The following is a 26,106-nucleotide window of genomic DNA, read 5'->3' as shown; positions in this document are numbered from 1 at the left end:
GCTCCTTCTCCGGGTCCGGTGGGTGCCCCTCAACGTAATTTAAACATTGTTAACAGTAAAGACTCTCATCGATAAATGCATCGATGGTGACGAGTTTTCTTCTCAGAGGCGGAGCAGGCTGCCCAGATCGTCGACCTGGTCGGCCGACTCGTCGTCCAGCCAGACGCCACCGGTGGCGAGGTAGCGGAACCGGTACTCCCCCGGCGGCAACTTCACGGTCACCGTCCGGGTGCCGTCGCGGCGGGCCACCAACTCGTGCCGACCCGGCTCCCAGCCGTTGAAGCAGCCGACGACACTCACCGGGCCGGGCGGTACGTTCCGGGGCAGGCAGAAGGTCACCCGGGTCTGGTTGCCGAACAGCTTGTTGCGCTTGATCACGTGATCCTCCGGGGGTCGCGGCGGTTCACCTGGCACAACGGACAACACGCCGGGGCCGACACGCCGCCCACCGGCCCGAACATCGACAATTCGCCGCACAGCTCACCGGATCGAGAGCAACCTGTGGGTACATGTCCTGATATGGGAGGTTCTCGTGGCGACGTGCGAGGTCTGCGGCAACGACTACTGGATGGCGTTCGAGGTGCGCACCGTCAGCGGCGACGTGCACACCTTCGACTCGTTCGAGTGCGCGATCCACCGGATGGCACCGATCTGCGAACACTGCCAAATCAAGATCGTCGGGCACGGCGTCGAGGTCAACGGCCGCTTCTTCTGCTGCGGCCACTGCGCCCGTGCCGTCGAGGGCGAGGTCGGTGCCGAGATCCGCGACGCCGTCGGCGCACGCCCGGCCTGACCACGATCCTGCGGTACGGTCGTCGCCATGCGGCCACTGCTGTGCGTCCTCCCCCCGCCGCGCTCCTGAACGGAGCGCCGCGCCCTTCGCCGACCGGGTGACCGACCCGCTCGGCCATCTCGCCGTACGCGCTCCGTCGACGTCGTCCCCGTCAACGGCTCACCCTTCGGAGCGCATCCGTGTCAATCTCCCGCACCGCACGCCCGGTCGCCTCGGCACCGGTCGTCGAGCAGTCCCGCACCGGCCTGATCCAGATCACCGTCACCGGGGTGCTGTGGGGCACCACCGGTGTGGCGGTGCAACTCCTGCGCGACAGCACCGGGCTCAGCCCGGTGAGCATCGGCTTCCACCGCCTCGCGATCGCCGCGCTCGTCCTGCTGGCCTGCACCGCCGGTCGACTCCGCACGACGCTGGCCGCCCTGCGCGCGGCACCCGTACCGCTGCTGCTCACCGGCGTCGGCCTCGGCCTCTACCAGGCGCTCTACTTCGCCGCCGTGGCGTGGGCCGGCGTCAGCGTGGCCACCGTGGTAAGCCTGGGCCTGGCCCCGGTGCTCGCGGCGGCCTGGGAGTCGGTACGCGCCCGCCGGATCCCCGGCCCGCTGCGACTCGGCACGCTGGCCGCGGCCGTCACCGGTCTCGTGCTGATCACCACCGCCACGGCGGACCCCAGCGCGGCGGCACCCGCCCCGCTGCTCGGCCTGCTCGCGGCGGCCGGCTCCGGCCTCGGGTACGCGGTGACCACCCTGATCAGCCGGCAGGTGTCGCAGCGCACCGCGCCGATGACGCTGACCACCATCTCCACAGTGGTCGGCGCGTTCACCCTGGCGCCGTTCGCCCTGGTCGCCGGGATCGGCGTGCCGGTACGCCTCGACACCGTGGCACTGCTGCTGCACCTCGGCGTGATCACCACAGCTGTCGCGTACGCGTTGTTCTACGCCGGGCTGCGCACCACCCCGGGGAGCGTGGCCGCCGTACTGACCCTGCTCGAACCGCTCACCGCCGCGGCGCTGGCGGTGGCACTGCTGCACGAACCGCTGCCGCTTCCGGTGGTCGTCGGCGGTGTGCTGCTGCTCACCGCCGTGGCGGCGACGTACCTCGCCCCCGCACGCCCCGACAGCCCCTGAGACCGACGGCCGGGCGGGACGCGCACGACCCCGCCCGGCCGCGCGGCCTACCATCGGTGCGTGCCCCAGCAGACCACCGAACTCCGGACGGCCTCCTTCGCCGACCTGAACGCCCGCACCCTCCACGACCTGCTCAAGCTGCGCATCGACGTGTTCGTGGTGGAGCAGAACTGCGCGTATCCGGAACTCGACGGTCGCGACGTCGAGCCGGGCACCCGCCATCTCTGGCTGACCGACGGCGGCGCGCCGCTGGCGTACCTGCGAATCCTGGCCGACCCCGACGGCACCGCACGGATCGGTCGGGTGGTGGTGGCGCCGGAGGCGCGCGGCGCGGGGCACGCCGGCCGGCTGATGACCGCGGCGCTGGAGGTGGTGGGAAACCGGCCCAGCGTGCTGGACGCCCAGTCGCACCTGGTCGGGTTCTACACCCGGCACGGTTACGCGGTCAGCGGCCCGGAGTACGTCGAGGACGGCATCCCGCACACACCGATGCGGCGTGCCGCACGGCCCCGCGCCAACGACGTCGACCATTGACGCCTGACGATCGAGCTGGCATGGTGCCGGGTAGAACCATCGCAGGAGCCAGCGAGTAGGCACGGGAGTGGGCAACTCCCGTCCGTCCGGGTGTCGTCGTCCGACCTCATCCCCCCGGGGGCTCCATGTCCACTCTCATCCGATCACCGCGCGTGTTCCGGCTGCTCGCCGTCGCGACGGCCGCCGCGCTTCTGTTGACCACCGCGCTGACCACGATCATGGCCCAGCCCGCCTCCGCGCACGGCTCGGTCGTCGACCCGGCCTCGCGCAACTACAGCTGCTGGCAGCGCTGGGGTGGCGACTTCCAGAACCCCCGGATGGCCACCGAGGACCCGATGTGCTGGCAGGCCTGGCAGGCCGACCCGGCCGCCATGTGGAACTGGAACGGCCTGTTCCGCGAGGGTGTGGGGGGCAACCACCAGGGCGCCGTCCCCGACGGCCAGCTGTGCAGCGGCGGGCGCACCCAGAGCCCCCGCTACAACGCGCTGGACACCGTCGGCGCCTGGAAGACCACGCCGGTGTCGAACAACTTCCGGCTCCGCTTCTTCGACCAGGCGAGCCACGGCGCCGACTACATCCGGGTGTACGTGACCAAGCAGGGCTTCGACGCGGCGACCCAGCCGCTCGGCTGGGGCAACCTGGAGTTGGCCGGCCAGATCGGCAACACGCCGGCCTCGCAGTGGGACCAGGACACCGGCGGCGTCTCGATCCAGATCCCGGTCAGCGCGCCCGGTCGCACCGGGCGGCACATCGTCTACACCGTCTGGCAGGCCAGCCACTTCGACCAGTCGTACTACGTGTGCAGCGACGTCGACTTCGGCGGGACGAGCACCCCACCCCCGACGACGCCGCCGCCGACCACCCCACCGCCCACGACTCCCCCACCCACCACCCCGCCCCCGACGACGCCGCCGGCCGGGGCGTGCACGGCCACCTACCAGGTCACCGGCCAGTGGTCCGGCGGCTTCCAGGGTGAGGTGAAGGTGACCGCGGGCGGTTCACCGACCCGGGGCTGGTCGGTGAGCTGGAACTACGGCAACGGCCAACAGGTCACCTCGTCCTGGAACGCCACAGTCAGCACCAGCGGCACACTCGTCACCGCACGTAACGCCAACCACAACGGCAGTCTTGCCGCCGGAGCGAGCACCACCTTCGGGTTCCTCGGCTCGTGGAACGGCAGCAACCCGGTTCCGCTGGTCACCTGCACGACGACCAGTTGATCCCCGGCCGGCGCCGCACCCGGGCGGGGGTGCGGCGCCGGACGGCGGGGCTCAGACCAGGCAGTTGACGATCTCGGCTACCGAGCGGCGGCGGCCGGTGTAGAACGGGACCTCTTCGCGGACGTGCCGGCGGGCGCCGGACGCGCGCAGGTCCCGCATCAGGTCCACGATCCGGTGCAGCTCGTCGGCCTCGAAGGCGAGCATCCACTCGTAGTCACCGAGCGCGAACGAGGCCACCGTGTTGGCGCGTACGTCCGGGTAGCCCCGGGCCATCTTCCCGTGCTCGGCGAGCATCTCGCGCCGCTCGGCGTCGGGCAGCAGGTACCACTCGTACGAGCGGACGAACGGGTACACGCAGAGGTACGGGCGGGCCTCCTCACCGGCCAGGAACGCCGGGATGTGGCTCTTGTTGAACTCCGCCGGACGGTGCAGCGCCATCTGCGACCAGACCGGGGTCATCGCCCGACCCAGGGTGGTGCGGCGGAACCGCAGGTACGCGTCCTGCAACGCGTCGCTGGAAGCGGAGTGCCACCAGATCATCACGTCCGCGTCGGCGCGCAGACCGGCGACGTCGTACACGCCCCGGACCACCACGTCCTTGCCGGCCAGCTCCTCGAAGAGGGACTCGACCTCACCGGTGACGTTGTCCCGCAGCGACGGCAGCGGCGAGCTGGCCCGGAACACCGACCACATCGTGTAGCGGATGCTCTCGTTCAGCTCCCGCAACCGGGCCGCGTTGGTCTGCTCGGTCATCTCGCCGATCCTCCCAGTGCTGTGATGATCTCTTCGGCCGCCGTCTCACCGGAGCGGACGCAGACCGGGATGCCGACGCCGTCGTAGCCGGCGCCCGCGAGGACCACTGTGGGGTGCGCGGCCCGCAACGCCGCCCGCGCGGCGGCGACCCGGTCGGCGTGTCCCGGCGCGTACTGGGGCAGCGCCCCGCCCCACCGCTGCACGTGCCCGTCGACCGGGGCGGGCAACGGGGTGCCGAGCACCGCCGACAGCTCCCGGTGCACGGTGCCCGCCAGGTCCGCGTCCGGGCGCTGGAGGTGTGCCTCCTCGCCGTACCGGCCGACCGAGGCACGCAGCAACGCCAACCCGTCCGGTCGGCGCAGGTGCCCCCACTTGGTGGTGAAGAACGTGGCCGCCTTGGTCAGCAGGCCCTCGGTGCTCGGCACCAGGAAGCCGGACAGCTCGGGCAGTCGCGGCTGCGGCAACACCATGGTGACCAGCGCGACGCTCGCGTAGTCCAGCTCGCCGACGGTCGAGGCCGCCGCTGGCGCCGGGCCGGCGAGCAGCCGGGCCGCCGGTCGCGCCGGCACCGCCAACACCACGGCGTCCACGTCCACAATCGACGACTCCAGCTCGGCGCGTCTGCCTCCCCGCCCCGACCTGGAGCCGTCGTCCGGCTCGCGGGTCGGGCCGACGGTGAGCCGCCAACCGGCGCCGGTCGCTGTCAGCTCGCGGACGGCCGCGTCCCGCCGTACCGTCGCGCCGCTGGCCGTCACCGCCGCCTCGACCAGGGTGCTCAGCCCACCGGCCAGGGTGCCGAAGACCGGGGCGCCGGGCGCACGCGGCGCGGCGGCCTGCGCGGCCCGGACCGCGCCGGCCAGGGTGTGCTCCACCCGGGCCGCGCGGGCCAGCGCCGGCATCGTGGTGACCAGGGACAGGTCGTCGGCGCGGCCCGCGTACACGCCGCCGAGCATCGGGTCGACCAGCCGCTCGACCACCTCGTCGCCGAAGCGGGACCGGACCAGCGCCCCCACCGACACGTCCGCGTCGGGTTCGACCAGCGGCCGACCGCCGTCGGTGTCGGCGTCCGCGAGCGGGCGGGCGACGGTGGTCACCCGGTCCAGATCCCCGGGTACGCCCACCAGGGTGCCGCCCGGAATGGGGCGCAGCCCTCCGTCGATGACCAGCGCGGCCTGCCCGACGGTGGGGTGCACGATCCGATCGGCCAGCCCGAGCCGGCGGATCAGGGCCACCGCCGCGCTCTCGGCGCCGGTCGGGTCGCGCATCAGGAACGACTCGGCGCCGAACTCCACCGGCTGGCCGGCCAACTCACCGGTGCGCAGCTTGCCGCCCAACGCACCGGACTGCTCGTACACCGTGATCTCGGTGTCGGCCGGCGCGCCGTCGCGCAGGCGGACCGCGGCGGCCAGCCCGGCGATCCCGCCGCCGACCACCGCCACCCGCCAGGGCTGCCGCATCCCGGTCAGCCCTGGTCGGCCCGGCGGCTGGACAGCTCGTGCACCAGCGCGACCACCCGGGTCAGCACCTCCGGGTCGGTCTCCGGCAGCACGCCGTGGCCGAGGTTGAACACATGCCCGGGGGCCGCCTTGCCCTGCTCCAGGATCCGGCGCACCTCGGCCTCGACCACCGGCCACGGTGCGAGCAGCACGGTCGGGTCCAGGTTGCCCTGCACCGCCTTGTCCGGGCCGATGCGGCCGGTGGCCACGTCCAGCGGGGTACGCCAGTCGACGCCGACCACGTCCGCGCCGGCCTCGCCCATCGCGCCGAGCAGCTCGGCGGTGCCCACCCCGAAGTGGATCCGGGGCACCCCGGCGGCGTTCAGTCCGCTCAGCACGGCGGTCGAGTGCGGCAGCACGAAACGGCGGTAGTCGGCCTCGGAGAGCGCGCCCGCCCACGAGTCGAAGAGCTGCACGGCGGACACGCCCGCGTCGATCTGCACCCGCAGGAAGGCCAGTGTCACCTCGGCCAACCGGCCGCAGAGCGCGTGCCACAGCTCCGGGTCGCCGTACATCAGGGCCTTGGTCTTCGCATGGGTCCGCGACGGACCGCCCTCGACCAGGTAGCTGGCCAGGGTGAACGGCGCGCCCGCGAAACCGATCAGCGGGGTGTCGCCCAGCTCGGCCACCAACTGCCGGACGGCCTCGTCGACGTACGACACGTCGTCGCGGGTGATCGGGCGGATCCGCTGCACGTCGGCGGCGGTGCGGACCGGCTCGGCGACGACCGGGCCGGTGCCGGGCACGATGTCCAGGTCGACCCCGGCCGCGGCCACCGGCACCACGATGTCGCTGAACAGGATGGCCGCGTCCACGCCGTGTCGACGCACCGGCTGGAGGGTGATCTCGGTGACCAGGTCGGGTCGGCGGCACGACTCCAGCATCGGCACGGTCGCCCGGATCTCCCGGTACTCCGGCAGGGAGCGGCCGGCCTGGCGCATGAACCAGACCGGGGTGTGCGGGCCGGGGCGGCGTCGGCAGGCCCTGATGAAGGGCGAGTCGGCCGGTCCGCCGGGGCGCGATTCTCCGTCTCGGGCGACAGTGCCCGTGGTGTCCGTGGTCATCGCCGCAATCGTGCCACGCCCACCACCCCCGTCAGGGTGGGGGTGAGAGGAAGGGCACCGTTCCTTACGCCCGGTGCCCTTCGAGAGCGTCGGCGCGCCGTCGAAGCGGGCGACGGACGGCGGCATAGGCTGCCGACATGGCCCCCCCGATCGCGCTCCCGGAGACGTTCGCCCGCGCGGTCGCCGGGCTGCGATCGGCGACCCCCCGGCCGGAGATCACGCTGGAGGAGGTCGGGGCGCCCCAACGACTCGCGCCGTACGCGTTCGCGCTCGCCGCGACCGTGCTGCGCGACGGCGACGAGGTGGCGACCGGCCGACTGATCCTGCTGCACGACCCGGCCGGGCACGAGGCGTGGCAGGGCACCCTGCGGTTGGTCACCTACGTGACCGCCGAGTTGGAGGTCGACCTGGCCGCCGACCCGCTGCTGCCCGGGGTCGGCTGGACGTGGCTGACCGACGCGTTGGACGCCCAGGACGCCGGCCACCGGGCGATCGGTGGGACTGTCACGCAGACCATGTCGACCCGGTTCGGCGACCTCGCCGGCCCACCGACCGTCGGTGACATCGAGATCCGCGCCTCCTGGACTCCGGTAAACGACGACCTCACCGCGCACCTGCTCGGCTGGTGCACGCTGCTCGCCGACACGGCCGGCCTCCCCCCACCCGGCGTGACCGCCCTGTCCGACCGACGCCCCGCCGGCGCGGCCTGACCCGTCCCCACCTCCGCCCCTCGAGAGGTCGATCATGGAGTTGTGGTGGGTGGGTTGCTCCTCGGCGCGGCTTTTGTGAGGCACCACAACTCCATGATCGACTGCGCCGGGAGGAGTGCGCTCGGACATCCTCTGGACACGTGATCGTCACACGCCGGACCGGCTGCACCCGCCGGATCACCACGCGCACTAGGGTTGTCAGGTGACCGACGAACCACCCCTGCGCCGTCGGCCCACCGAAGACCCTCCGGGAAACGCACCCGAGCACCCGCCGTCGGCCCAGCCGCAGCTGGTGGGCGAGGGAGCCGACCCGGCCGACGGTGGGCCCGTTCCGCTGACCGCGCCGCGTGACGGCACTCCCGAACCGGTGGCCGCCCCGGCCGAGCTCGCCGAGGTGGTGGCCCGCTTCGCGGCCGGCACCGGCCCGGTCGCCCTGGACGCCGAACGGGCCTCCGGTTACCGCTACAGCCAACGCGCGTACCTGGTGCAGCTGCGCCGTGCGGGTGCGGGCACGGCGCTGATCGACCCACTGCCGCTCCCGGACCTCAGCACGCTGGACGAGGCGATCGGCGGGGCCGAGTGGGTCCTCCACGCGGCCAGTCAGGACCTGCCCTGCCTGGCCGAGGTGGGGCTGCGCCCACGCCGGCTGTTCGACACCGAGTTGGCTGCCCGGTTGGCCGGCTTCGAGCGGGTCGGGCTGGCCGCGCTGACCGAGCAGTTGCTCGGGTTCACCCTGGAGAAGCACCATTCGGCCGCCGACTGGTCGAGTCGACCGCTGCCCGAGTCGTGGTTGACGTACGCCGCTCTCGACGTGGAACTGCTCACCGACCTGCGCGACGCGCTCGACGCCGAGCTGACCCGGCAGGGCAAGTCGGCCTGGGCCGCGGAGGAGTTCGCCGCCCTGGTCCGCACCGGGGCACGCCCGCCGCGGGTCCGCGCCGAGCCCTGGCGGCGCACGTCCGGCATCCACCGCCTGCGCGGGGCGCGCGCCCAGGCCCGGGTCCGCTCGATGTGGTACGCCCGGGACCAGATTGCAGCCCGGCGGGATGCCGCGCCCGGTCGGGTGTTGCCCGACTCGGCGATCATCGCCGCGGCCGAGTTGGACCCGAAGGACGAGAAGACGCTGCTGACCCTGCCCGGTTTCGGTGGTCGGTCGGTGCGTCGGCTGGCCCGTACCTGGCTTGCCGCTCTCGACGACGCCCGGCAGCTCGCGGAGGATTCGCTGCCGGTCGCGCCGACGGTCGAGGGCCCACCCCCGCCGCACCGGTGGGCTGAGCGCGACCCGGTGGCGGCCGGTCGGCTGGCCCGCTGCCGGGAGGTGGTCATCCGCATCGCGGGCGAGTACAACCTGCCGCCGGAAAACCTGATCACGCCGGATTCGGTTCGCCGGTTGGCGTGGACCCCACCAGAGGTGGTGACCGAGGAGTCGGTCGCGGAGACCCTGCGCGGCCTCAACGCCCGGGAGTGGCAGATCGGCCTGCTCACCCGCGACCTGACCGAGGCCCTGGACCCGACCCCCTAACCCCACCCACCCACCCGACCGCTCGCCGCCCCTCGCCGTTGACCATGAAGTTAGCGCCACCGGGACCGGCGTGTCCCGACAACAACTTCATGATCGACGGGTGAGGGCGGCCGGCTCGGGGTCACGGTGTGGGGTGGGCCACAGCGGGGGGTCGGGACGGGTTGGTTACTGGCGAGTAGCATTCGGGGGAACATGCCCGTGTTGGCCGACCCTTGTTCAGTCCCGAGCGCCGCCCGGCGGCGCGGGCCGAATGGTGGTCGAGAAGGAGGCTCAAGTGCCCCGTGAAGTTCGAGATGTCGTCTTCGTCGACGGCGTCCGTACCCCGTTCGGCAAGGCGGGTGGCATGTACGCCAACACCCGCGCCGACGACCTGGTGATCCGCTGCATCCGTGAGCTGCTGCGACGCAACCCGCAGCTGCCCCCGGAGCGCGTCGAGGAGGTCGCCGTCGCGGCCACCACCCAGATCGGCGACCAGGGCCTCACCATCGGCCGCACCGCCGCGCTCCTGGCCGGCCTGCCCAAGACCGTTCCCGGCTTCGCCATCGACCGGATGTGCGCCGGCGCGATGACCGCGGTCACCACCGTGGCCAGCGGCATCGCGATGGGCGCGTACGACGTCGCCATCGCCGGCGGCGTCGAGCACATGGGCCGTCACCCGATGGGCGAGGGCGTCGACCCCAACCCGCGCATCGTCGCGGAGAAGCTGGTCGACCCGTCCGCCCTGGTCATGGGCGCCACCGCGGAGAACCTGCACGACCTGGTCCCGCACATCACCAAGGAGCGCACCGACGCGTTCGCGCTCGCCTCGCAGCAGAAGACCGCCAAGGCGTACGCCAACGGCAAGCTCCAGGACGACCTGGTGCCGATGTCGATCCGCGACGCGGAGGGCGGCTGGGGCCTGGCCACCGTGGACGAGGCCCCCCGGGACACCTCGCTGGAGAAGCTCGCCACCCTGAAGACCCCGTTCCGCCCACACGGCAAGGTCACCGCGGGCAACGCCGCCGGCCTGAACGACGGCGCCACCGCGAGCCTGCTCGCCGACGAGGCCACCGCCCGCGAGCTGGGGCTGCCGATCGCCATGCGACTGGTGTCGTTCGGGTTCGTCGGGGTGGAGCCGGAGGTGATGGGCGTCGGCCCGATCCCGTCGACGGAGAAGGCGCTGCGCCTCGCCGGGCTCAACATCGACGACATCGGCCTGTTCGAGCTGAACGAGGCGTTCGCCGTGCAGGTGCTCGCCTTCCTCGACCACTTCGGCATCGCCGACGACGACGCGCGGGTCAACCCGTGGGGCGGCGCGATCGCCATCGGTCACCCCCTCGCGTCGTCCGGCGTGCGGCTGATGACCCAGTTGGCCCGCCAGTTCGCCGAGCACCCCGAGGTTCGCTACGGCCTCACCGCCATGTGCATCGGCATCGGCATGGGCGGCACTGTCATCTGGGAGAACCCGAACTGGGAAGGTGGCGACAAGTGAAGGCAGCGAACGAGGTCGTCACCAAGGCGCTGCTGCGCTCGGTGAACGTGCCGGGGCTGGACCGCCCGGCCGCCCTGATCACCCTCGACAACGGCTTCGACCACACCAAGCCGAACACCTTCGGCCCCGGTGGGCTGGCCAGCCTGGACGAGGCGATCACCGCCGCCCTCGCGGCCGACCCGGCGTTCATCGCGGTGACCGGCAAGCCGTACATCTTCTGTGTGGGTGCGGACATCGTCGGTCTGCCGCAGCTCGCCGACCGGGCGCAGGCGCTGGAGATCGGCCGGCTCGGCCACCGGGTCTTCGCCCGGCTCAAGGACAGCACCGTGCCCACGTTCGCGTTCGTCAACGGCGCGGCGATGGGCGGCGGCCTGGAGTTGGCCCTGCACTGCCACTACCGGACGCTGTCCGGTGGGGCTGCGGCGCTGGCCCTGCCCGAGGTCTCCCTCGGTCTGGTACCGGGCTGGGGCGGCACCCAACTGCTGCCGAACCTGATCGGCATCCCCGCCGCCACTCAGGTGATCATCCAGAACCCGCTGATGCAGAACAAGATGCTCAAGCCGAAGCAGGCCGCCGAGCTGGGCATCGCGGACATCCTGTTGGAGCCGGCCGACTTCCTGGAGCGGTCCCTCGAATGGGCCGCCGGCGTCGTCCGGGGTCAGGTCACGGTGACCCGGCCGGAGGTCGACAAGGACATGTGGGCGGGCGTGCTCTACTTCGCCCGGGAGACCCTCAACCAGCGGCTGCACGGCGCTGTTCCGGCCGCCTACAAGGCTCTCGACCTGTTGGAGACGGCGAAGGACGGCGACTTCGCCGCCGGCACCGCCGCCGAGGACGAGGCCCTCGCGGACCTGGTCTTCTCCGAGGAGCTGCGCAGCGGCCTGTACGCGTTCGACCTGGTGCAGCGGCGGGCCAAGCGCCCGGCCGGCGCGCCGGACAAGGGCCTCGCCCGCACCATCACCAAGGTCGGCATCGTCGGCGCCGGCCTGATGGCCAGCCAGCTGGCACTGCTGTTCGCCCGCCGCCTCCAGGTGCCGGTGGTGATGACCGACCTGGACCAGTCCCGGGTGGACAAGGGCGTCGGCTACGTGCACACCCAGATCGAGAAGGCCGTCACCAAGGGCCGGATGGACAAGAACACCGCCGCCAAGCTGTACGGCCTGGTCAGCGGCTCGGTCGACAAGAGCTCCTTCGCGGACGCCGACTTCGTCATCGAGGCGGTCTTCGAGGACCTGGGCGTCAAGAAGCAGGTCTGGGCCGAGCTGGAGAAGATCGTCTCCCCGGAGGCGGTGCTCGCCACCAACACCAGTTCGCTGTCGATCACCGAGATGGCCGCCGAGCTGGAGCACCCGGAGCGGGTGGTCGGCTTCCACTTCTTCAACCCGGTCGCCGTGCTGCCGCTGTTGGAGATCGTCCGGGGTGAGCGCACCGACGACGTCACCCTCGCGACCGCGTTCGCGGTGGGCAAGCAGCTCAAGAAGTCGAGCGTGCTGGTGAAGGACGCTCCTGCGTTCGTGGTGAACCGCCTGCTCACCCGGTTCCTGGGCACCGTCTTCGCCGCCGTCGACCAGGGCACCCCGCTGGACGTGGCGAACAGCGCCCTGGACCCGCTGGGCCTGCCGATGCGTCCGCTCGCCCTGCTCCAACTGGTCGGGCCGGCCGTCGCGTACCACGTGGGCGGCACCCTGCACGCCGCGTACCCGGACCGGTTCGGGGTCAGCGAGAACCTGAAGCGGATCGCCGACTCGGGGCAGCCGATCGTGGTCGACGACCAGGTCAACGACGAGGTGGCCAAGCTGCTCGTCGTCGGTGACCAGCCGCTGACCGCCGAGCAGGTACGGCAGAACGCGCTCGACGCGCTCGCCCAGGAGATCCGGCTGATGCTGGACGAGGGCGTGGTCGCCGAGGCGCAGGACATCGACCTGTGCATGATCCTGGGCGCTGGTTGGCCGTTCCACCTGGGCGGCGTCACGCCGTACCTGGACCGGACCGGCACGTCCGAGCGGGTCACCGGTCAGCGGTTCCTGCCGCGTGGGGCGGCGAGCCTGCCGGCCTGACCGATCGCAGTATCACCGGTCGCGGTGGTCGGACCGTCCCTCGTGGGCGGCCCGGCCACCGCGACCGTTTGTGATCAATCACGGCTGGAGGTGCCTTCAGCAGGGACAACGCCGGGCTCCTCAGCGGGTTAGGATCACGCGCTTCGCACCCCACCTTGGAGTTGACTGAATGTCCCAGCCGCCGGCCAGTCCCTACGGCCCGCCGCACGATTCCTCCAACCCGCCGCAGCAGCCCGGCCAGCCGGGCCAGCCCCAGCAGCCCGGCCAGCCGGGCCAGCCGCAGCAGCCCGGTGGTTGGCCGCCCCCGCAGCAGCAGGGGTTCCCGCCCGCACAGCCGGGTCAGCCGTACGGCGATCCCCAGCAGTTCGCGGGCCCGCCGCCGGCGAAGAAGAAGTCGAACGTCGGCAAGATCGTGCTGATCGTGCTGGCCGTGCTGCTGGTGTGCTGCCTCGGCGGTGCCGCCGCCATCTGGTTCACGGTCAAGGACGACGTGGGCGACGTCGTCGACGCCACCAAGACCCGGCTGGTCGCGCCGGCCACCCTCGCCGGCCGGCCGAAGATCACGGATCCGGAGTTGCAGGCGGCCGCCGACGAGATGGTCACCCAGATGAAGGCGGACGTGCAGAACGAGACCAGCACCGTCGGTGCCTTCTACGGCGACCCGGCCAAGCAGGACCTCGTCATGATCGCGGGCGCGTCCGGCCTGATGACGGAACCGAAGAAGGAACTGGACGACGCGATCAACGGGCTCTCCACCGAGCTGGCGCTGACCAACCTCGCGACCGTCGATCCTGGCCCGCTCGGCGGTGACGCGAAGTGCGGTGACGGCAAGGTCGAGAGCGTGCCGCTGGGGGTCTGCGTGTGGGCCGACCGGGGCAGCGTGGGCATGGTGGTCATGTACTTCAAGACCGCCGAGCAGACGAAGGCCGAGTTCGTCACGATCCGGGGCCAGGTCGAGCAGCGCTCCTGAGCCGTCCACGACCGAGGCCCCGACCACCCGCCGGTGGTCGGGGCCTCGTGCCGACGATCAGGCCGGTTCGTGGCCCTGCGCCGCGGCCCGTGCCGCCGCTGCCGCCGCCCGCTCGGCCTTGTTGCCGAGTACGCAGAACTCGTTGCCCTCCGGGTCGGCGAGCACCACCCACCCGCTACCGGTCGGGCTTACCTGGTCGTCCACGAGGGTCGCGCCGATGCCGAGCAGCCGCTCGACCTCCTCGGCCCGGGTCCGGTCGGCGGGTTGCAGGTCGAGGTGCAGCCGGTTCTTCACCGTCTTGCCCTCGGGCACCTTGATGAACAGCACCTCCGGGCCACCCGGCGGCAGGAGCATCGCCTCCGGGTCACCGGGAAAGTCGTCGGGCTGCCGGGGGCAGTCGAAGACCTGCGCCCAGAAACCGGCCAGGGCGTACGTGTCGTGGCAGTCGATGCTGATGTTGTGGATGGTCGAACTCACGGGTGGTCCCTCCACGTTCGGATGAGGACGCTCCGCCGCCCCGGGGTCAGCCTGCGAAGGCCGTGGGTGCGGAGCCTTGGCTGGTGGACATCGACGCACCCCCTCTCACTCTCCGAGCTGACCCCGACGATCTTGCCAGTGACTGCGCACACTCGGCAACCCCGTTCAGCCGGCGGCGGGCACCACCGGGGCGTCCGCCGACGGCAGGGTCACCGTCACCTCCAGGCCACCGCCGGGCTGCGCGATCACCCGTACCGTCCCGCCGTGCGCCGTGCAGACCGCCCGGACGATGGACAGCCCCAGGCCGGAACCGCGCGCCCCGGTGCGTTCCCGGCCGCCGCGCCGGAACGGTTCGAACAGCCCCGGTACGTCGGCCTGGTCCACCTCGAACCCGGTGTTGCCCACCACCAACCAGGACCGGACGCCGTCGGTGCCGGTACGCACCCAGAGCCGGCCGTGCAGGTGGTTGTAGCGGACCGCGTTCTCGATCAGGTTGCCGGCCAGCCGGTCGAGCAACCCCGGATCACCGACGACCGGCGCGGACTCCAGTGACGTCTGCACCCGCAGGCCGATCCGTTCCACCTCGCGGCGCATCGCCGACAACGCGTTGGCGGTGCCGGCGGCGAGGTCACACTCGGTCCGCCGACCGAGTTGCCGCCCGGCCTGCGCCTCGCTGCGGGCCAGCACCAGCAGCGCGTCGACCAGGCCGTTGGCCCGTTCCGATGCGTCGCGGACCACTGTCGCCATCCGACGGTATTCGGCGGCGTCCGCATCGTCGTCGCTGAGCGTCACGTCGATCTCGGTGCGCATCACGGCGAGCGGGGTACGCAGCTCGTGCGAGGCGTTGGCCACGAAACGCTTCTGCGCCTCGAAGGCGGACGCGATCCGGTCCAACATGGCGTCGAACGTCTTGGCCAGCTCGGCCACCTCGTCGTCCGCGCCCGAGTAGCCGATCCGCTGGTCCAGGGTGGCCTCACCGAGCCGCTGGGCGGTCGCGGTGACCTGGTGCAGCGGGCGCAGCGCCCGACCGGCCACCGCGTACGCGCCGGCCACCCCGACCACGCTGATCGCCAGCAGCGCCACCAGGCCCTTGGCCAGCAGCTCCCCGGAGGCGGCGTCGACGAGTTGCCGTTGCCACTGGGCGGCGTCCATCGACTCGCCGTCGGCCAGCAACACGACAGTGCCGGGCAGCAGCTCGTCGGTGGGGCGCAGCGCGTCCCGGACCAGCAGCCATGCCAGCAGCACCAGGGTCGCCCCCGCGCCGATCAGCAGCACCCCGTTGAGCAGTGTCAGCCGCAGCCGCAGGGTGGGCCGCAACCGGCGGCTCATGCGCTCAGCTCGGCGGTGCGGTAACCCGCGCCGACCACCGTCTCGATCAGCGGCGGGTCGCCGAGCTTCTTGCGCAGCGTCATCACGGTGACCCGGACGATAGTGGTGAACGGGTCGGTGTTCGCGTCCCAGACCCGTTCCAGCAGCTCCTCGCTGGAGACCACCGCGCCACGAGCCTTGAGCAGCTCGCTGAGCACCCCGAACTCCTTGTTGGTGAGGTCGACCGGCACGCCGGCGCGGGTGGCCACCCGACGGGCCGGGTCGAGCACCAGGTCGGCCAGTTCGAGCACCGGCGGCGCGGCCGGAGTCGCCCGCCGGCCCAGCGCCTGCACCCGCGCGACCAGTTCGTCGAAGGCGAACGGTTTGGGCAGGTAGTCGTCCGCGCCGAGCTGCAACCCCTCCACCCGGTCGGCCACGGTGCCGCTCGCGGTGAGCATCAGCACCCGGGTCAGCGCGCCGGAGGCGGCCAGGTCGGCGCAGATCTGGTCACCGTGCACGCCCGGCAGGTCACGGTCGAGCACCACCACGTCGTACCGGGTGACGAACGCCGCCTCGTGGCCGGCGTCCCCGTCGTACGCCACGTCGACCGCCATCCCCCGCTTGCGCAACCCGCGCGCGATCGCGTCGGCGAGGTTGCGCTCGTCCTCCACCACCAGTACCCGCATCCCGGCCTCCTCGCTGCTGACCACCGACAACCTAGTGCCGGTCGGCAACCATCGTCCCTCGCCGCCCGCGCCGGTCGGCGTTGCGGGCCAGGTCGGCGTACGCGATGCTGTCCGGCGGCACCGAGCGACGGACGGACCTGGCATGACCATCGCGGCACCACCCACCCGGCGGGACATCGCCTACCGGGGTTTCCACGGGCCGGCCGACGCCGGTGCCGGTGTCCTCGGCGACGACGGGCGGCACACCTGGACGTCGCCGCCGGTGCCGGTCGGCTTCCGGGTCGCCGAGGTGGTGCCATCCTGGACCGCCGACACCCCGCCGGGGTGCTGGATCGAGGTCGAGCTGCGCGGCTGGCACGACGACGCGCCCGCCACCGGCTGGTACCGGCTGGGCCGGTGGGCAGCCGACGATCAGACGGTACGACGCGCCTCGATCCCCGGGCAGCGCGACGGCGACGCCGCTGTCGACACCGACACCCTGATCGTGACCGGTGCCACCGTCACCGGCTGGCAGGCGCGGGTGACCCTGTGCCGACCGGCCGGCAGCCCACGCGGCCCGGTGCTGCGCAGCATCGGCGCGGTCGCCACCGGCCCCGCGCTGACCGGTCCGACCGATGCGCCGGCGCCCGCCTCCTCCGCTGCCCACGGGCGGGTGCTGGACGTCCCCCGCTACTCGCAGCGGCTGCACGCCGGCCAGTACCCGCAGTGGGGCGGGGGCGGCGACTCCTGGTGCAGCCCCACCTGCACCTCGATGGTGCTCGCCTACTGGGGTGTCGGGCCGACGGAGGAGCAGTACGCCTGGGTGGAGCCGCCCGGCCCGCGCCCGGCGGTGGTGCACGCCGCCCGGCACTGCTACGACCACGCGTACGCCGGGGCCGGCAACTGGCCGTTCAACACCGCGTACGCCGGTCGGTTCGGGGTGGACGCGTTCGTCACCCGGCTCCGGTCGCTGGCCGAGGCGGAGGCGTTCGTCGCGGCCGGCATCCCGCTGATCGTGTCCGCCGCGTTCCGCGCCGACGAGGTGCCCGGGCTCGCCTACGACACCAGGGGGCACCTCATGGTGCTGGTCGGCTTCACCGTCGACGGTGACCCGGTCCTCAACGACCCGTACGCCCCGGACGACGACGCGGTCCGCCGTACCGTGCCCCGGCAGCGGTTCGAGGCGGTCTGGCAGCGCGGCAGCGGCGGCGTCGCGTACGTGCTGCGGCCCCCGTCGGTGCCGCTGCCCCCGCCGCCGGCGCAGGCGAACTGGTAGTCAGTCGGGCAGCTGCCACAGCCGGTACGTGCCGTCGGGGCCCACGCACAGCAGGCGGTAGTTGATTACCTGACACTCTCCGGAGGCGTCGCGCAGCACGTCGAGGACGCGTACCTTGCCGGCCGCGACGTCGACCTCGCCGACGAGCACCCCGCCGTCGGGATGCTTGCGGGTGCCGAGTAGCCGGCCGCCTTGACGCAGCTGGTACAGGTCCCACCGGCCCAGGTCGGCCACCTCCTGGCCGGTGAGCGCGTCCAGCACGACGAATTGGTCCGGCGAGTCCCCGCCGCCCAGCACGTTGGCCAGCAGCCGATCCCCGGTCGCCCACGCCCACCCCCAGCGACTGCTGCGCCAGCGCACCTCGCCGGTGGCCGGGTCGAGCGCCTGCAGCGCGTTGGAACCGGTGCGCAGACACAGGACGAGGCCGCAGTCCAGCGCGAAGTCGATGTTCACGTTCGGGCGGATCCAGCGCCGGTCGAGCTGGTCCAGGCCGTACGCGGTGACAGTGCCCGAGCCTCGGTCGACGACCAGCAGGAGGTCGTCCATCACCTCGAGGCCGAATCGCCCACCGTCGGCCGGTCGTAGGTCGGCGCGGGCCAGCACCGCTCCGGTGGTCGCGTCGCGTACCTCGATCGGCCCGTCCGGCGGGCTGAGGATCAGCCGGTCCACCCCGCGCTCAGTCTCGCGCGGGCTGATTCCGGCGGTGGTGGCGGGCAACTGCCAGCGCACGGTGCCGCAGCAGGGGTCGACCACCCGCAGGACGCTCGGCTCGCTCTCGCCGCCGGAGCGCAGCAGCAGGTTGCCGTCGACCAGTTTGTCGGCGCTCGCCGGTTGCTGCCACCGGTACGCGCCGGTCGCCCGGTCCACGGCGATGGTCGTGGTGTCCCGGCCCTGCGGGCCGATCTCGTACCCGGTGAGGATCAGCAGCTCGCCCAGCGGGAAGACTCCCCAGTACCGGGCCTCCGCCGGCAGCGGCAGCTGCCAGACCGGCTCGCCGCCGGGCAGCCGAAACGCCACCAGTCGTCGCTGTTGCAGGTTGGACGTGCTGGTCGGCTCGATGACCACGGCGAGGTCGCCGTCGACGAGCACGTCGGCCCCGGACCGCACCGGCAGCGTCACCACGACCCGCGGGGGCGGCGGCGTGCCGGCGGCGGCGAGGGTGAGCAGCGCGAGCAGCACGACCAGCGCGGCACGCAACTGCCGACCGTTCGCGCGGGGTGGGCGGGGCAACGGGTCCGGGTCCGGGCCGTGCCGCAGCACACCGAGGTCGATCACCGAGTCGCTCACCGGGTCAACCGCCACAGCGCGGTGGTGCCGTCGAGACGCTGACAGAGCAGCATCGGCAGGGACGCCTGGCAGCTGCCGGCGACGGCCGGCAACACGTCGACGATCCGTGGCCGGCGGGCGACGAGATCCAGCTCGGCGACGACCATCCGGCCGTCGTCACCCGACCGCACCCCGACCAGGGGGTGCCCGGCCCGCGCACCTGCATCAGAGCCCACTCACCCAACCCGGTGCGCACCTGACCGGTCGCCGCATCCCACACCTCGTACCCCCGGCCGGGCCTGGCCATCAGCAACTGACCATGCCGGACATCCGCCAGGTTGACCTGGCCGGAGTCCGACCACCGCAGCAGGCCGGTGGCCGGATCGAGCACCTGGAGGCCACCGGTCTGCGGCACCGCGCAGAGCAGACCGGCGCAGCTGACCACGTAGGCGACCAACGGCACCTCGGCCGTCCACAGTGGATCCAGGTCGGTCAGCCCGTAGCCCACCAGCCGGGTGCTGCCTGGTGGGACGACCAGCAGCAGGTCGTCGACGACCTGCACCCGCTGGTACGCCGCCCGGTCGGCGGGCAGCGTGTCGACGCTGCGCAGCAGGCGGCCTGTGACGGCGTCGTGCACCTGCACCTCGCCGGTCGCCAGGAGCAGCACGAACCGGTCGGCCCGGCCTTCCCGGAGATGGTGGGAGAGGTTGGCGGCGGCGGGGATCGACACCGACCAGAGCACCTGGCCGGTATCGGGCTCGACCCGGTTCAGCGCGCCCGACCCGTCCTCTCCGACATCGGCCAGCAGCAGGCCGCCGTCGGCGATCGGTTGGGGCGCCCCGGGGAGCTGCCAACGTTGCTGGCCGGAGCCGGTGTCGAAGGCGGTGGTCTGGAACACCCGGTTCGGCGCGTTGACCGCCATCGCCAACACCAGTCCCCGCTCGACCCGGACGTCGAGGTAGTCACCGAGGCGGGCCAGCGGGGCCTGCCACCGTCGGCGCACCTCGGTGCCGGCCGGCGACGGCTGGGCGTACGCGGTCAGGTACCGGTCCCCCTCGGGTGCCGGCGGGTCGACCACGAAGACGCTGTCCCCGCCGAGGTAGGCAGTGGACGTCCGCGACGCCGGCACCACGCTCACCGCCCGCTGCGGCTGCGGTGTCGCAGCGCTCAGCACCGCCAGGGCGAGGACCAACACCGCCGCGCTGCGCAGCGGTCGGCCGGCGGCACGCGGCCGGCGAGCCACCGGCGTCGACGCGGGCTCGTCCCGCACCTCGCCCAGCTCGATGATCGACAACGATCGTCCTTCCGTCACCGCTGGTCACCGTCCGGCAAACCGGCCGTGTGTGCACCGGGCCGGCAAAAGCGACGGAACCACGCCTGTACGATGGCCCGTCGTGGCCGTGCCGGTGGTAGACCCTTCGCTGAATTCCCTGACCGACGCCGACCCGGCCGAGGCCGAGTCGACTCGACGGCCTCGACGCCGCCCGGCCCGAGCCGACCTGTTGGCCCTCGGAGCCTATGTGCTGCTGGGCGTCTTCGTCTGCCTCAACTACTGGGGTGACATCAACGGCCGGGTCTCCTCGCACCTGCCGACCGACCACAGCTGGTTCGAATGGCTGTTCGCGCACGGCGCGTACTCGGTGCGGCACCTGGAGAACCCGCTGTTCACGGCCCGGCAGAACGCCCCGGACGGGGTGAACATGATCGCCAACACCTCGCTGCTCGGGGTGACCCTGCCGCTGGCCCCGCTGACCATGGTGCTCGGCCCCCAGGTGATGTACGCGCTCTACCTGGGTGGGGCGCTGGCCGCCACCGCCGGCACCGGCTACTGGATGCTCTCCCGCCACCTGGTGCGCTCCCGCGCGGCGGCCTTCGTCGGCGGCGCGTTCCTCGGCTTCGCGCCGGGAATCATCCACCACGCCAACGGCCAACCCAACTTCGTGTCCAACTTCCTGCTACCGCTGATCGTGGTGCGGGTGCTCCGCCTCGGCGAGCCGGGACGGTGGCGGCGCAACGGGCTGGTGCTCGGTGCGCTGGTGACGTACCAGATCTTCATCAACGAGGAGATGCTGCTGCTCACCGCCCTGGCCTGTCTGGTCGTCGTGCTGGCGTACGCCGTGCAGCGCCCGGCGGCCACCCGGGCCGCCGCGGGCACGTTCCTGGCCGGGCTCGGCGTCGCCGGTGGGCTGGCCCTGGCGCTCGCGGCGTATCCGATCTGGTTCCAGTTCAACGGCCCGCAGTCCTACCGGGGTCTGCAGGGCGGCGTCTTCCACAACTGGGGTGAGGACCTGGTCGCCTTCGTCACCTTCGCCCGCGACACCTGGGCCGGTGACCCTGCAGTGGAGAAGACGATCGGGCTGACCGAGCAGAACACCTGGTTCGGCTGGCCGCTGGTGCTGCTCTCGGTGGTCGCCCTGGTGCTGCTCGTGCGCCGCTCGCTTCCCGCCCGGATCGCCGCAGTGCTGATCGTCGTCTTCACCGTGGCGTCGATCGGGCCCCGGGTGCGGTTCAACGGCGTCGAGACGGATGTGCGCGGCCCCTGGTCGTACGTGCCGGACGACCTGCCGCTGGTCGAGATGATGATGCCGACCCGGTTGACGCTGGTGGTGACCGCCGCGGTCGGCGTACTGCTCGCGCTGACCTGGGACGCCGCGCACCGCCAGGGACGCCCGGTGGTCGACCGGCCCCGGGTGCCGGCGCAACGCACGGGCGACGCGGCCCCGGCGGTCGCCGACGAGCCCGCGCCCGTCGCGACGCGCCGTCGGTGGCTGCGCCCGGTGGGGTACGCGGCGGTCGCCCTCGCCGTCCTGCCGCTCTTCCCCCGGCCGCTGCCCGCCCAGCAGATCGACCCACCACCGCACTTCATCACCGCGGGCGGCTGGCGACCGTACGTGCCGGCGGGCCGGACCCTGGTGCCGGTGCCGATCCCGAGCAACGTGCACGGCCTGCCGACGTTGCGCTGGAGCGCGCTGACCGGGCAGGAGTTCCCCATCCCGGGCGGCTACTTCATCGGCCCGAACGAGGTCGGCGAAGGCGTCTTCGGCGCGCCGAACCGGCCCACCAGCACCCTCATCTACTCCACGATGGACAAGGACGCCGTCCCGGCGCTCACCGACGAGAACCGCCGCCAAGCCGTCGAGGACCTGCGGTTCTGGCGGGCGTCGGTGGTGGTGCTCGGTGCGCACCCGCGCGAGGCGGTGCTGCGCGAGCTGGTCACCGGCCTGATCGGGCCGCCGCAGCGGGTCGACGACGTCTGGATCTGGGACGTCCGCGCTCTCGTGGGCTGATCAGCCGACCCGGTCCCGGACGTCCCACACCCAACCGCCGTCCACCGGGCGGCCCGGCCCGAGCAGGTCGTCGACGGTCCGACGGACCGGGTCGCCGTTCGTCAGCGGGCCGAGCACCACCACGGCGGCCCGCCAGTGCCGCAGGTCCTCGACGGCCCGGCGGCGGTCGACGTCGGTCAGCACCGGCACCGCACCGGTCTGGGCCACCCGCCGCAGCAGCACCGAGGTGGGCCGGTCCGGCGCGCCCCAGCGGGCCGCCGGGTCGTCCGGTCCGCTCGGCCCGATGAAGTAGCCGCCCGGTGCGGTGAACGCCAGGCCGGTACGGGCAGACCAGAGCATCACCGGGCTCCGCGCCGCGCCGGTGACCGGCGGCACGGCGACCACCGTCCGGCCCGGCGGCACCAGGGACCGCCACCCGCCGTCCGCGACGAACCCCGGCACCGGCATGACCGGCACCACCCGGATCGGCGTCGGCGCCAGCGGCAGCAACGCGGCAGCCACCGCGCCGGCCCACAGCAACCGCACCGGCACCCCGGGGGCGGCCGACCTGCGGCGCGCCGCCCGCACCCGGTCCAGGGAGAGCGCCACCAGCACCCCCAGCACCGGTACGCAGACCAGCGCGAACCGGGCCGGCACCGCGAGGTCGAGCAGGGGCAGCCCGGCGACCAGCCGGTACGGCCCAGGGATACCGGTGGCGGTGCCGTCGACCCGCAGCTCGGTGCCGAGGGAGAGCAGCGCGAACACCAGCCCGCAGCCGGCCAGGGCGCGGACCAACGGCCGCCGCCACAGCCAGACCACGATCACCACGGCGAGCACCAGCAAGCCCGGGCCGAAGAACGAGTTCTCCTCGGTCGGGTTCGGCGAGAGCAACCCCGGCAACCAGTCGTCACCCAGGACGGTCTGCCGGGCCGACGCGGTGAACGACGCGGCGTCCAACTGGAACGCGTGCGCGGCGAACGCCATCCCCGAGTAGTGCTGCGGGCCGTAGAACTGGAACCACAGCGGGTACGCCAACAGCACGCCCGCCACCCCGGCTGCCACCGCCAGGCGGCCGAACAGGGCCGGAGCGAGCCGCCGGGCGGCTGCCCGGTCGGCGAGCGCGTAGCCGAGCGCGAACACCCCGGCCGCGAGCGCCAGGAAGACCAGCAGTTCCTCGCCGATGAAGACCTGCCAGACGAGCAGCAGCCCGAGGACGACGCCGGGCCGCCACACTCCGACGAGGCGGTGCGCCGCGTCCGGGGCGGGCCGGAACACCAGGGCGAGGATCGCGGGCACCAGGAACTGCGCGGCGATGTGCAGATGCGCGCCAGCCTGGGCGATCATGCCCGGCGCGAAGCCGCAGACCAGGCCACCGACAGCGGCCGCGGACCGGGTGGTGACCAGCCGGGCGCGCAGCAGCGCGTACCAGGCCGCGGCGGTGCCGGCGAGGCAGCAGACGACCGCCACGCAGAACGCGACCTGCGAGCCGAAGAGCAGGGTCACCGGGGTCAACGGGACACCCAGGCCGAGCACCGAGGTGTTCGCCATCAGGTTCACCCCGTCGGGTGCGTTCAACCCGCTGCTGTAGAGCGGGTTCTCCCCCTCGACGACGGCGTGCGCCGCGTGGGCCAGCATCCACTCGAAGAGGATCTGGTCGCCCGCCTGGTGGAACAGCCGCCACGGGTGCCCCCACTGCGCGCTGGTCAGCACGACGGCCAGGGCCAGATAACCGGCCACCACCAGCAGGTCCCGGAGCCGGTCCGGGCCGGGGGCGCGGGCCGCCGCCGGGGCGGCCGTGGTCGGGGACGTCGTCCCGGTGGTCATCAAACCGAACGGTCGGTCAGCGCCCGGACGTCCCACACCCAGACGTCCAGTTCCTGGCGGCCGGGGCCGACCAGGTCCTCGACGGTACGCCGGAGCGGTTCGGAGTTCTGCTGACGGACCGGGAGCACCAGGATCGCGGCCCGCCAGTGGCGCAGCTCGTCGGTGAAGCGACGGCGCTGCCGGTCGTCGAGCTTCGGCGTACGCCCGGTGGTCGCCACCTCCTCCAGCATCTGACCCACACCGCTGGGTCGGCCGCCGAACCGACCCGCGTCACCGGTGTTTCCGTTTCGCGGCGCGAGGAAGTAACCGCCGGGGATCTTGAAGTCGAGGTTGGTGGCCGCCGCCCAGCGCATGCCGTGCGTGTTACCCATGCTGGGCACCGGGATCGGCACGAGCGTCTGGTCCGGTCCGACGTACGCCCGCCAGCGGTCGGCCGTGATGAAGTCCGGCACCGGAGGTCGGGAGACCATCCGCAACGGCATCGGGGCGATCGGTAGCAGCGCGAACGCCAGCCCTGCGGCGGTGAGCGTCCGGACGGTGCGCCGGTCGGCCGGGCGCAGCACCCAGGCCCGCTCGACGGCGAGCGCGAGCAGCAGACCGATCACCACACTGGTGATCAGACCGAACCGGGTCGGCACCACCGCGTCCAACAGTGGCAGGTGGACCAACCACTGCCAGGGCCCGGTGAACAACTCCCGGTCCCACCAGGAGACCCGCTCGCCGAGGGAGAGCACGGCGAAGAACACGCCGGTCGCCGCGAGCGCCCGCACGATCAACTCCCGGCGCAGCCAGACCACGATGCCGATGGCGAGCAGCGACAGACTCCAACCGAAGAAGGCGTTCTCCTCGGAGTAGTTCGGTGCCAGGTTGACGTTGGCCCGCTGGTTGCCGCCGAGGGTGGGCGAGCCGGGGGCGAAGAACGCGGCGATGTCGTTGCCGTAGTCCCGCACCGCGTCGCTGAGCCCGTGGTACGCCATCGGTCCGGCGAACTGCACGTACAAGGGGTACGCGAGCAGCGCCCCGGCCAGCAGCGCGCAGGTCACCACGCCGGCGCCGAGCGGTCGCCATGCCGCCCACCAGCGGGCCGGCTCCTGAGCGAGCACCGCCAGCAGGAACACCCCACAGGCCAGGGCCGTGAAGAGCAGGATCTCCTCGTTGATGAACGCCTGCGCGGTGACCAGCAGGGCGAGCAACGCCCCGTCCCGGATCGGTCGGCGGGACCGGGTGAGGACCAGCACGCGCCAGATGATGAACGGCAGCAGGAACTGGCTGATGATGTTCGGGTGCCAACTCGCGTGCGACAACATCGCGGGCGAGAAGCCGCAGAACCAGCCGCCCACCGCTGCCGCGAGCGGGGTACGCACCAGATGACGGGACAGCATGAGATACCAGGCCATCGCGGTGCCGGCGAGCCCGAGCGTCACCAGCACCACAAAGGAGACCGCCGGCCCGAAGAGCAACGTCACCGGGACCATCGGGATACCCAGCGCCAGCACGGCCGTGTTGGCCATCAGGTTGACGCCGTCGGGGTAGTTGAACTGCTCGGTGTAGAACGGGTACTCCCCGTGCAGCACCACGCGTACCGAGTGGGCGAGGAAGAACTGCACCTGGGCCGGGTCACCGGTGTAGAGCGAGGCCACCCGGCCGGACGGGTCAAGCCAGATGCGGCTGGTGACCCAGAGCGCGGCGAGCAGGAACAACCCGCCCACCGCGAGGTGCTGTCGCCGTCGGGTCCAGTGACGCCACCACCCCGTCGTCGGTACCGCCTCCGCGTCGTCGGCAGCCGTTTCGGGCTCGACCGGTGCCGCGTCCTCAGCCGGTGCCGCGTCGTCAGCCGGTGCCGCGTCCTCAGCCGGTGCCGCATCGTCAGCCGGCGCGTCAGGCTCAGCCGGCGCTTTGGTGGGGGCCGGTGCGGCGGCCTCGACCGGTGCCGCGTCGTCAGCCGGTGCGTCAGGCTCAGCCGGCGCTTTGGTGGGGGCCGGTGCGGCGGCCTCGGCCGGTGCGGTGGGCGTGCCGCCGGGGGTGGTCGGGGAGTTGGTCGGGGCGCTGGACGTGCCGGTCAGGGCTGCGGGGCCGGCGAGGATGCCGACCGGTGTGCGATAGCTCACCAGTTCGTCGGGGCCGGCGGCGGCCTCCGGGTGCGGCGCGGGCAGGGCGCGGGACTCGGCAGGCGTCACAGTCGGCGGAGTCTACCGGAGCAACGAAAACGCACTAAAGCCCCGGTGTCGTCCAATGTGGTGGGTTCGGCGGCGGGCAACTGGGGCCTCGCATCCGACATCTCGTACTATGGCGCTTTCCGACAGCGACGGT

General features: G+C 72.6%; 22 protein-coding genes. 11 read left to right on the top strand and 11 right to left on the bottom strand.

Annotated elements, in window-relative coordinates; all coding sequences use genetic code 11:
* Window positions 1-102: 102 nt before the first annotated feature.
* Window positions 103-378, bottom strand: coding sequence for an isoamylase early set domain-containing protein (locus O7614_RS09725; RefSeq protein ID WP_278138134.1), 276 nt, complete (start codon window positions 376-378; stop codon window positions 103-105).
* Between the two features lie 154 nt (window positions 379-532).
* Between O7614_RS09725 and O7614_RS09720 the strand changes: the two genes are divergently transcribed.
* The 4 genes from O7614_RS09720 (at window position 533) to O7614_RS09705 (ending at window position 3,671) form a co-directional block, all read left to right on the top strand.
* On the top strand, window positions 533-793 hold the full coding sequence (locus O7614_RS09720; protein WP_088990838.1) for a Prokaryotic metallothionein: 261 nt from the start codon (window positions 533-535) through the stop codon (window positions 791-793).
* Between the two features lie 179 nt (window positions 794-972).
* On the top strand, window positions 973-1,917 hold the full coding sequence (locus O7614_RS09715) for a DMT family transporter (RefSeq protein WP_278138133.1): 945 nt from the start codon (window positions 973-975) through the stop codon (window positions 1,915-1,917).
* Window positions 1,918-1,977: 60 nt separating this feature from the next.
* Window positions 1,978-2,451, top strand: a complete 474-nt coding sequence (locus O7614_RS09710; RefSeq protein WP_278138132.1) for a GNAT family N-acetyltransferase — start codon at window positions 1,978-1,980, stop codon at window positions 2,449-2,451.
* Between the two features lie 125 nt (window positions 2,452-2,576).
* Window positions 2,577-3,671 (top strand): lytic polysaccharide monooxygenase, encoded by a 1,095-nt coding sequence (locus tag O7614_RS09705; RefSeq protein WP_278138131.1) that lies wholly within the window; start codon window positions 2,577-2,579, stop codon window positions 3,669-3,671.
* Between the two features lie 51 nt (window positions 3,672-3,722).
* Here O7614_RS09705 and hemQ read toward each other — a convergent pair whose 3' ends face one another.
* The 3 genes from hemQ to hemE are packed head-to-tail and all read right to left on the bottom strand — an operon-like array spanning window position 3,723 to window position 6,984.
* Entirely contained in the window at window positions 3,723-4,424 is a 702-nt protein-coding gene (gene hemQ, locus O7614_RS09700) for a hydrogen peroxide-dependent heme synthase (protein WP_278138130.1), read from the bottom strand.
* Window positions 4,421-5,881: a protoporphyrinogen oxidase gene (gene hemG, locus O7614_RS09695; RefSeq protein ID WP_278138129.1), complete on the bottom strand. Its 1,461-nt coding sequence runs from the start codon at window positions 5,879-5,881 to the stop codon at window positions 4,421-4,423. Before hemG ends, hemQ begins: the two co-directional genes overlap by 4 nt.
* A gap of 5 nt (window positions 5,882-5,886) precedes the next feature.
* Window positions 5,887-6,984, bottom strand: coding sequence for a uroporphyrinogen decarboxylase (gene hemE / locus O7614_RS09690; RefSeq protein WP_278138128.1), 1,098 nt, complete (start codon window positions 6,982-6,984; stop codon window positions 5,887-5,889).
* 137 nt (window positions 6,985-7,121) lie between these two features.
* Between hemE and O7614_RS09685 the strand changes: the two genes are divergently transcribed.
* The 5 genes from O7614_RS09685 (at window position 7,122) to O7614_RS09665 (ending at window position 13,714) form a co-directional block, all read left to right on the top strand.
* The gene (locus O7614_RS09685; RefSeq protein ID WP_278138127.1) at window positions 7,122-7,694 is read left to right on the top strand and encodes a DUF3000 domain-containing protein; all 573 of its coding nucleotides are present in this window, start codon (window positions 7,122-7,124) and stop codon (window positions 7,692-7,694) included.
* A gap of 202 nt (window positions 7,695-7,896) precedes the next feature.
* Window positions 7,897-9,216 carry a ribonuclease D gene (locus O7614_RS09680; protein WP_278138126.1) on the top strand — a complete coding sequence of 440 codons (1,320 nt, stop codon included), beginning with the start codon at window positions 7,897-7,899 and terminating at the stop codon, window positions 9,214-9,216.
* 274 nt (window positions 9,217-9,490) lie between these two features.
* On the top strand, window positions 9,491-10,687 hold the full coding sequence (locus tag O7614_RS09675; protein ID WP_278138125.1) for a thiolase family protein: 1,197 nt from the start codon (window positions 9,491-9,493) through the stop codon (window positions 10,685-10,687).
* Window positions 10,684-12,744: a 3-hydroxyacyl-CoA dehydrogenase NAD-binding domain-containing protein gene (locus O7614_RS09670; RefSeq protein WP_278138124.1), complete on the top strand. Its 2,061-nt coding sequence runs from the start codon at window positions 10,684-10,686 to the stop codon at window positions 12,742-12,744. Before O7614_RS09675 ends, O7614_RS09670 begins: the two co-directional genes overlap by 4 nt.
* A gap of 169 nt (window positions 12,745-12,913) precedes the next feature.
* A complete protein-coding gene (locus O7614_RS09665) occupies window positions 12,914-13,714 on the top strand; it encodes a hypothetical protein (RefSeq protein WP_278138123.1) in 801 nt (266 codons plus the stop codon).
* Window positions 13,715-13,771: 57 nt separating this feature from the next.
* On the opposite strand, the gene O7614_RS09660 is transcribed toward O7614_RS09665, so the two are convergent.
* From O7614_RS09660 to O7614_RS09650, 3 genes are all read right to left on the bottom strand, one after another.
* Complete coding sequence (locus O7614_RS09660; protein WP_278138122.1) at window positions 13,772-14,191, bottom strand: VOC family protein; 420 nt, start codon at window positions 14,189-14,191, stop codon at window positions 13,772-13,774.
* 165 nt (window positions 14,192-14,356) lie between these two features.
* Window positions 14,357-15,520: a HAMP domain-containing sensor histidine kinase gene (locus O7614_RS09655; protein WP_278138121.1), complete on the bottom strand. Its 1,164-nt coding sequence runs from the start codon at window positions 15,518-15,520 to the stop codon at window positions 14,357-14,359.
* The gene (locus O7614_RS09650; RefSeq protein ID WP_278142203.1) at window positions 15,517-16,185 is read right to left on the bottom strand and encodes a response regulator transcription factor; all 669 of its coding nucleotides are present in this window, start codon (window positions 16,183-16,185) and stop codon (window positions 15,517-15,519) included. Before O7614_RS09650 ends, O7614_RS09655 begins: the two co-directional genes overlap by 4 nt.
* 142 nt (window positions 16,186-16,327) lie before the next feature.
* Here O7614_RS09650 and O7614_RS09645 point away from each other — a divergent pair, with 142 nt between their 5' ends.
* Window positions 16,328-17,440, top strand: coding sequence for a peptidase C39 family protein (locus O7614_RS09645; RefSeq protein ID WP_278138120.1), 1,113 nt, complete (start codon window positions 16,328-16,330; stop codon window positions 17,438-17,440).
* Here the strand turns inward: O7614_RS09645 and O7614_RS09640 are convergent, their stop codons facing one another.
* Window positions 17,441-18,727, bottom strand: a complete 1,287-nt coding sequence (locus O7614_RS09640; protein WP_278138119.1) for a PQQ-binding-like beta-propeller repeat protein — start codon at window positions 18,725-18,727, stop codon at window positions 17,441-17,443.
* 4 nt (window positions 18,728-18,731) lie between these two features.
* Window positions 18,732-20,018: a PQQ-binding-like beta-propeller repeat protein gene (locus tag O7614_RS09635; protein ID WP_278138118.1), complete on the bottom strand. Its 1,287-nt coding sequence runs from the start codon at window positions 20,016-20,018 to the stop codon at window positions 18,732-18,734.
* An 82-nt stretch (window positions 20,019-20,100) separates the two neighbouring features.
* Here O7614_RS09635 and O7614_RS09630 point away from each other — a divergent pair, with 82 nt between their 5' ends.
* Window positions 20,101-21,993, top strand: coding sequence for a hypothetical protein (locus O7614_RS09630; RefSeq protein ID WP_278138117.1), 1,893 nt, complete (start codon window positions 20,101-20,103; stop codon window positions 21,991-21,993).
* Here O7614_RS09630 and O7614_RS09625 read toward each other — a convergent pair whose 3' ends face one another.
* Both O7614_RS09625 and O7614_RS09620 read right to left on the bottom strand, forming a co-directional pair.
* A complete protein-coding gene (locus O7614_RS09625; protein WP_278138116.1) occupies window positions 21,994-23,796 on the bottom strand; it encodes a hypothetical protein in 1,803 nt (600 codons plus the stop codon). It abuts the gene before it with no gap.
* Window positions 23,796-25,973: a hypothetical protein gene (locus tag O7614_RS09620; RefSeq protein WP_278138115.1), complete on the bottom strand. Its 2,178-nt coding sequence runs from the start codon at window positions 25,971-25,973 to the stop codon at window positions 23,796-23,798. Before O7614_RS09620 ends, O7614_RS09625 begins: the two co-directional genes overlap by 1 nt.
* Window positions 25,974-26,106: the final 133 nt, after the last annotated feature.

This window comes from Micromonospora sp. WMMD961 (assembly GCF_029626145.1).
Lineage (GTDB): Bacteria > Actinomycetota > Actinomycetes > Mycobacteriales > Micromonosporaceae > Micromonospora.
The sequence above is the reverse complement of the archived record's forward strand: the minus strand, read 5'-3'. Positions and strand labels throughout refer to the sequence as shown.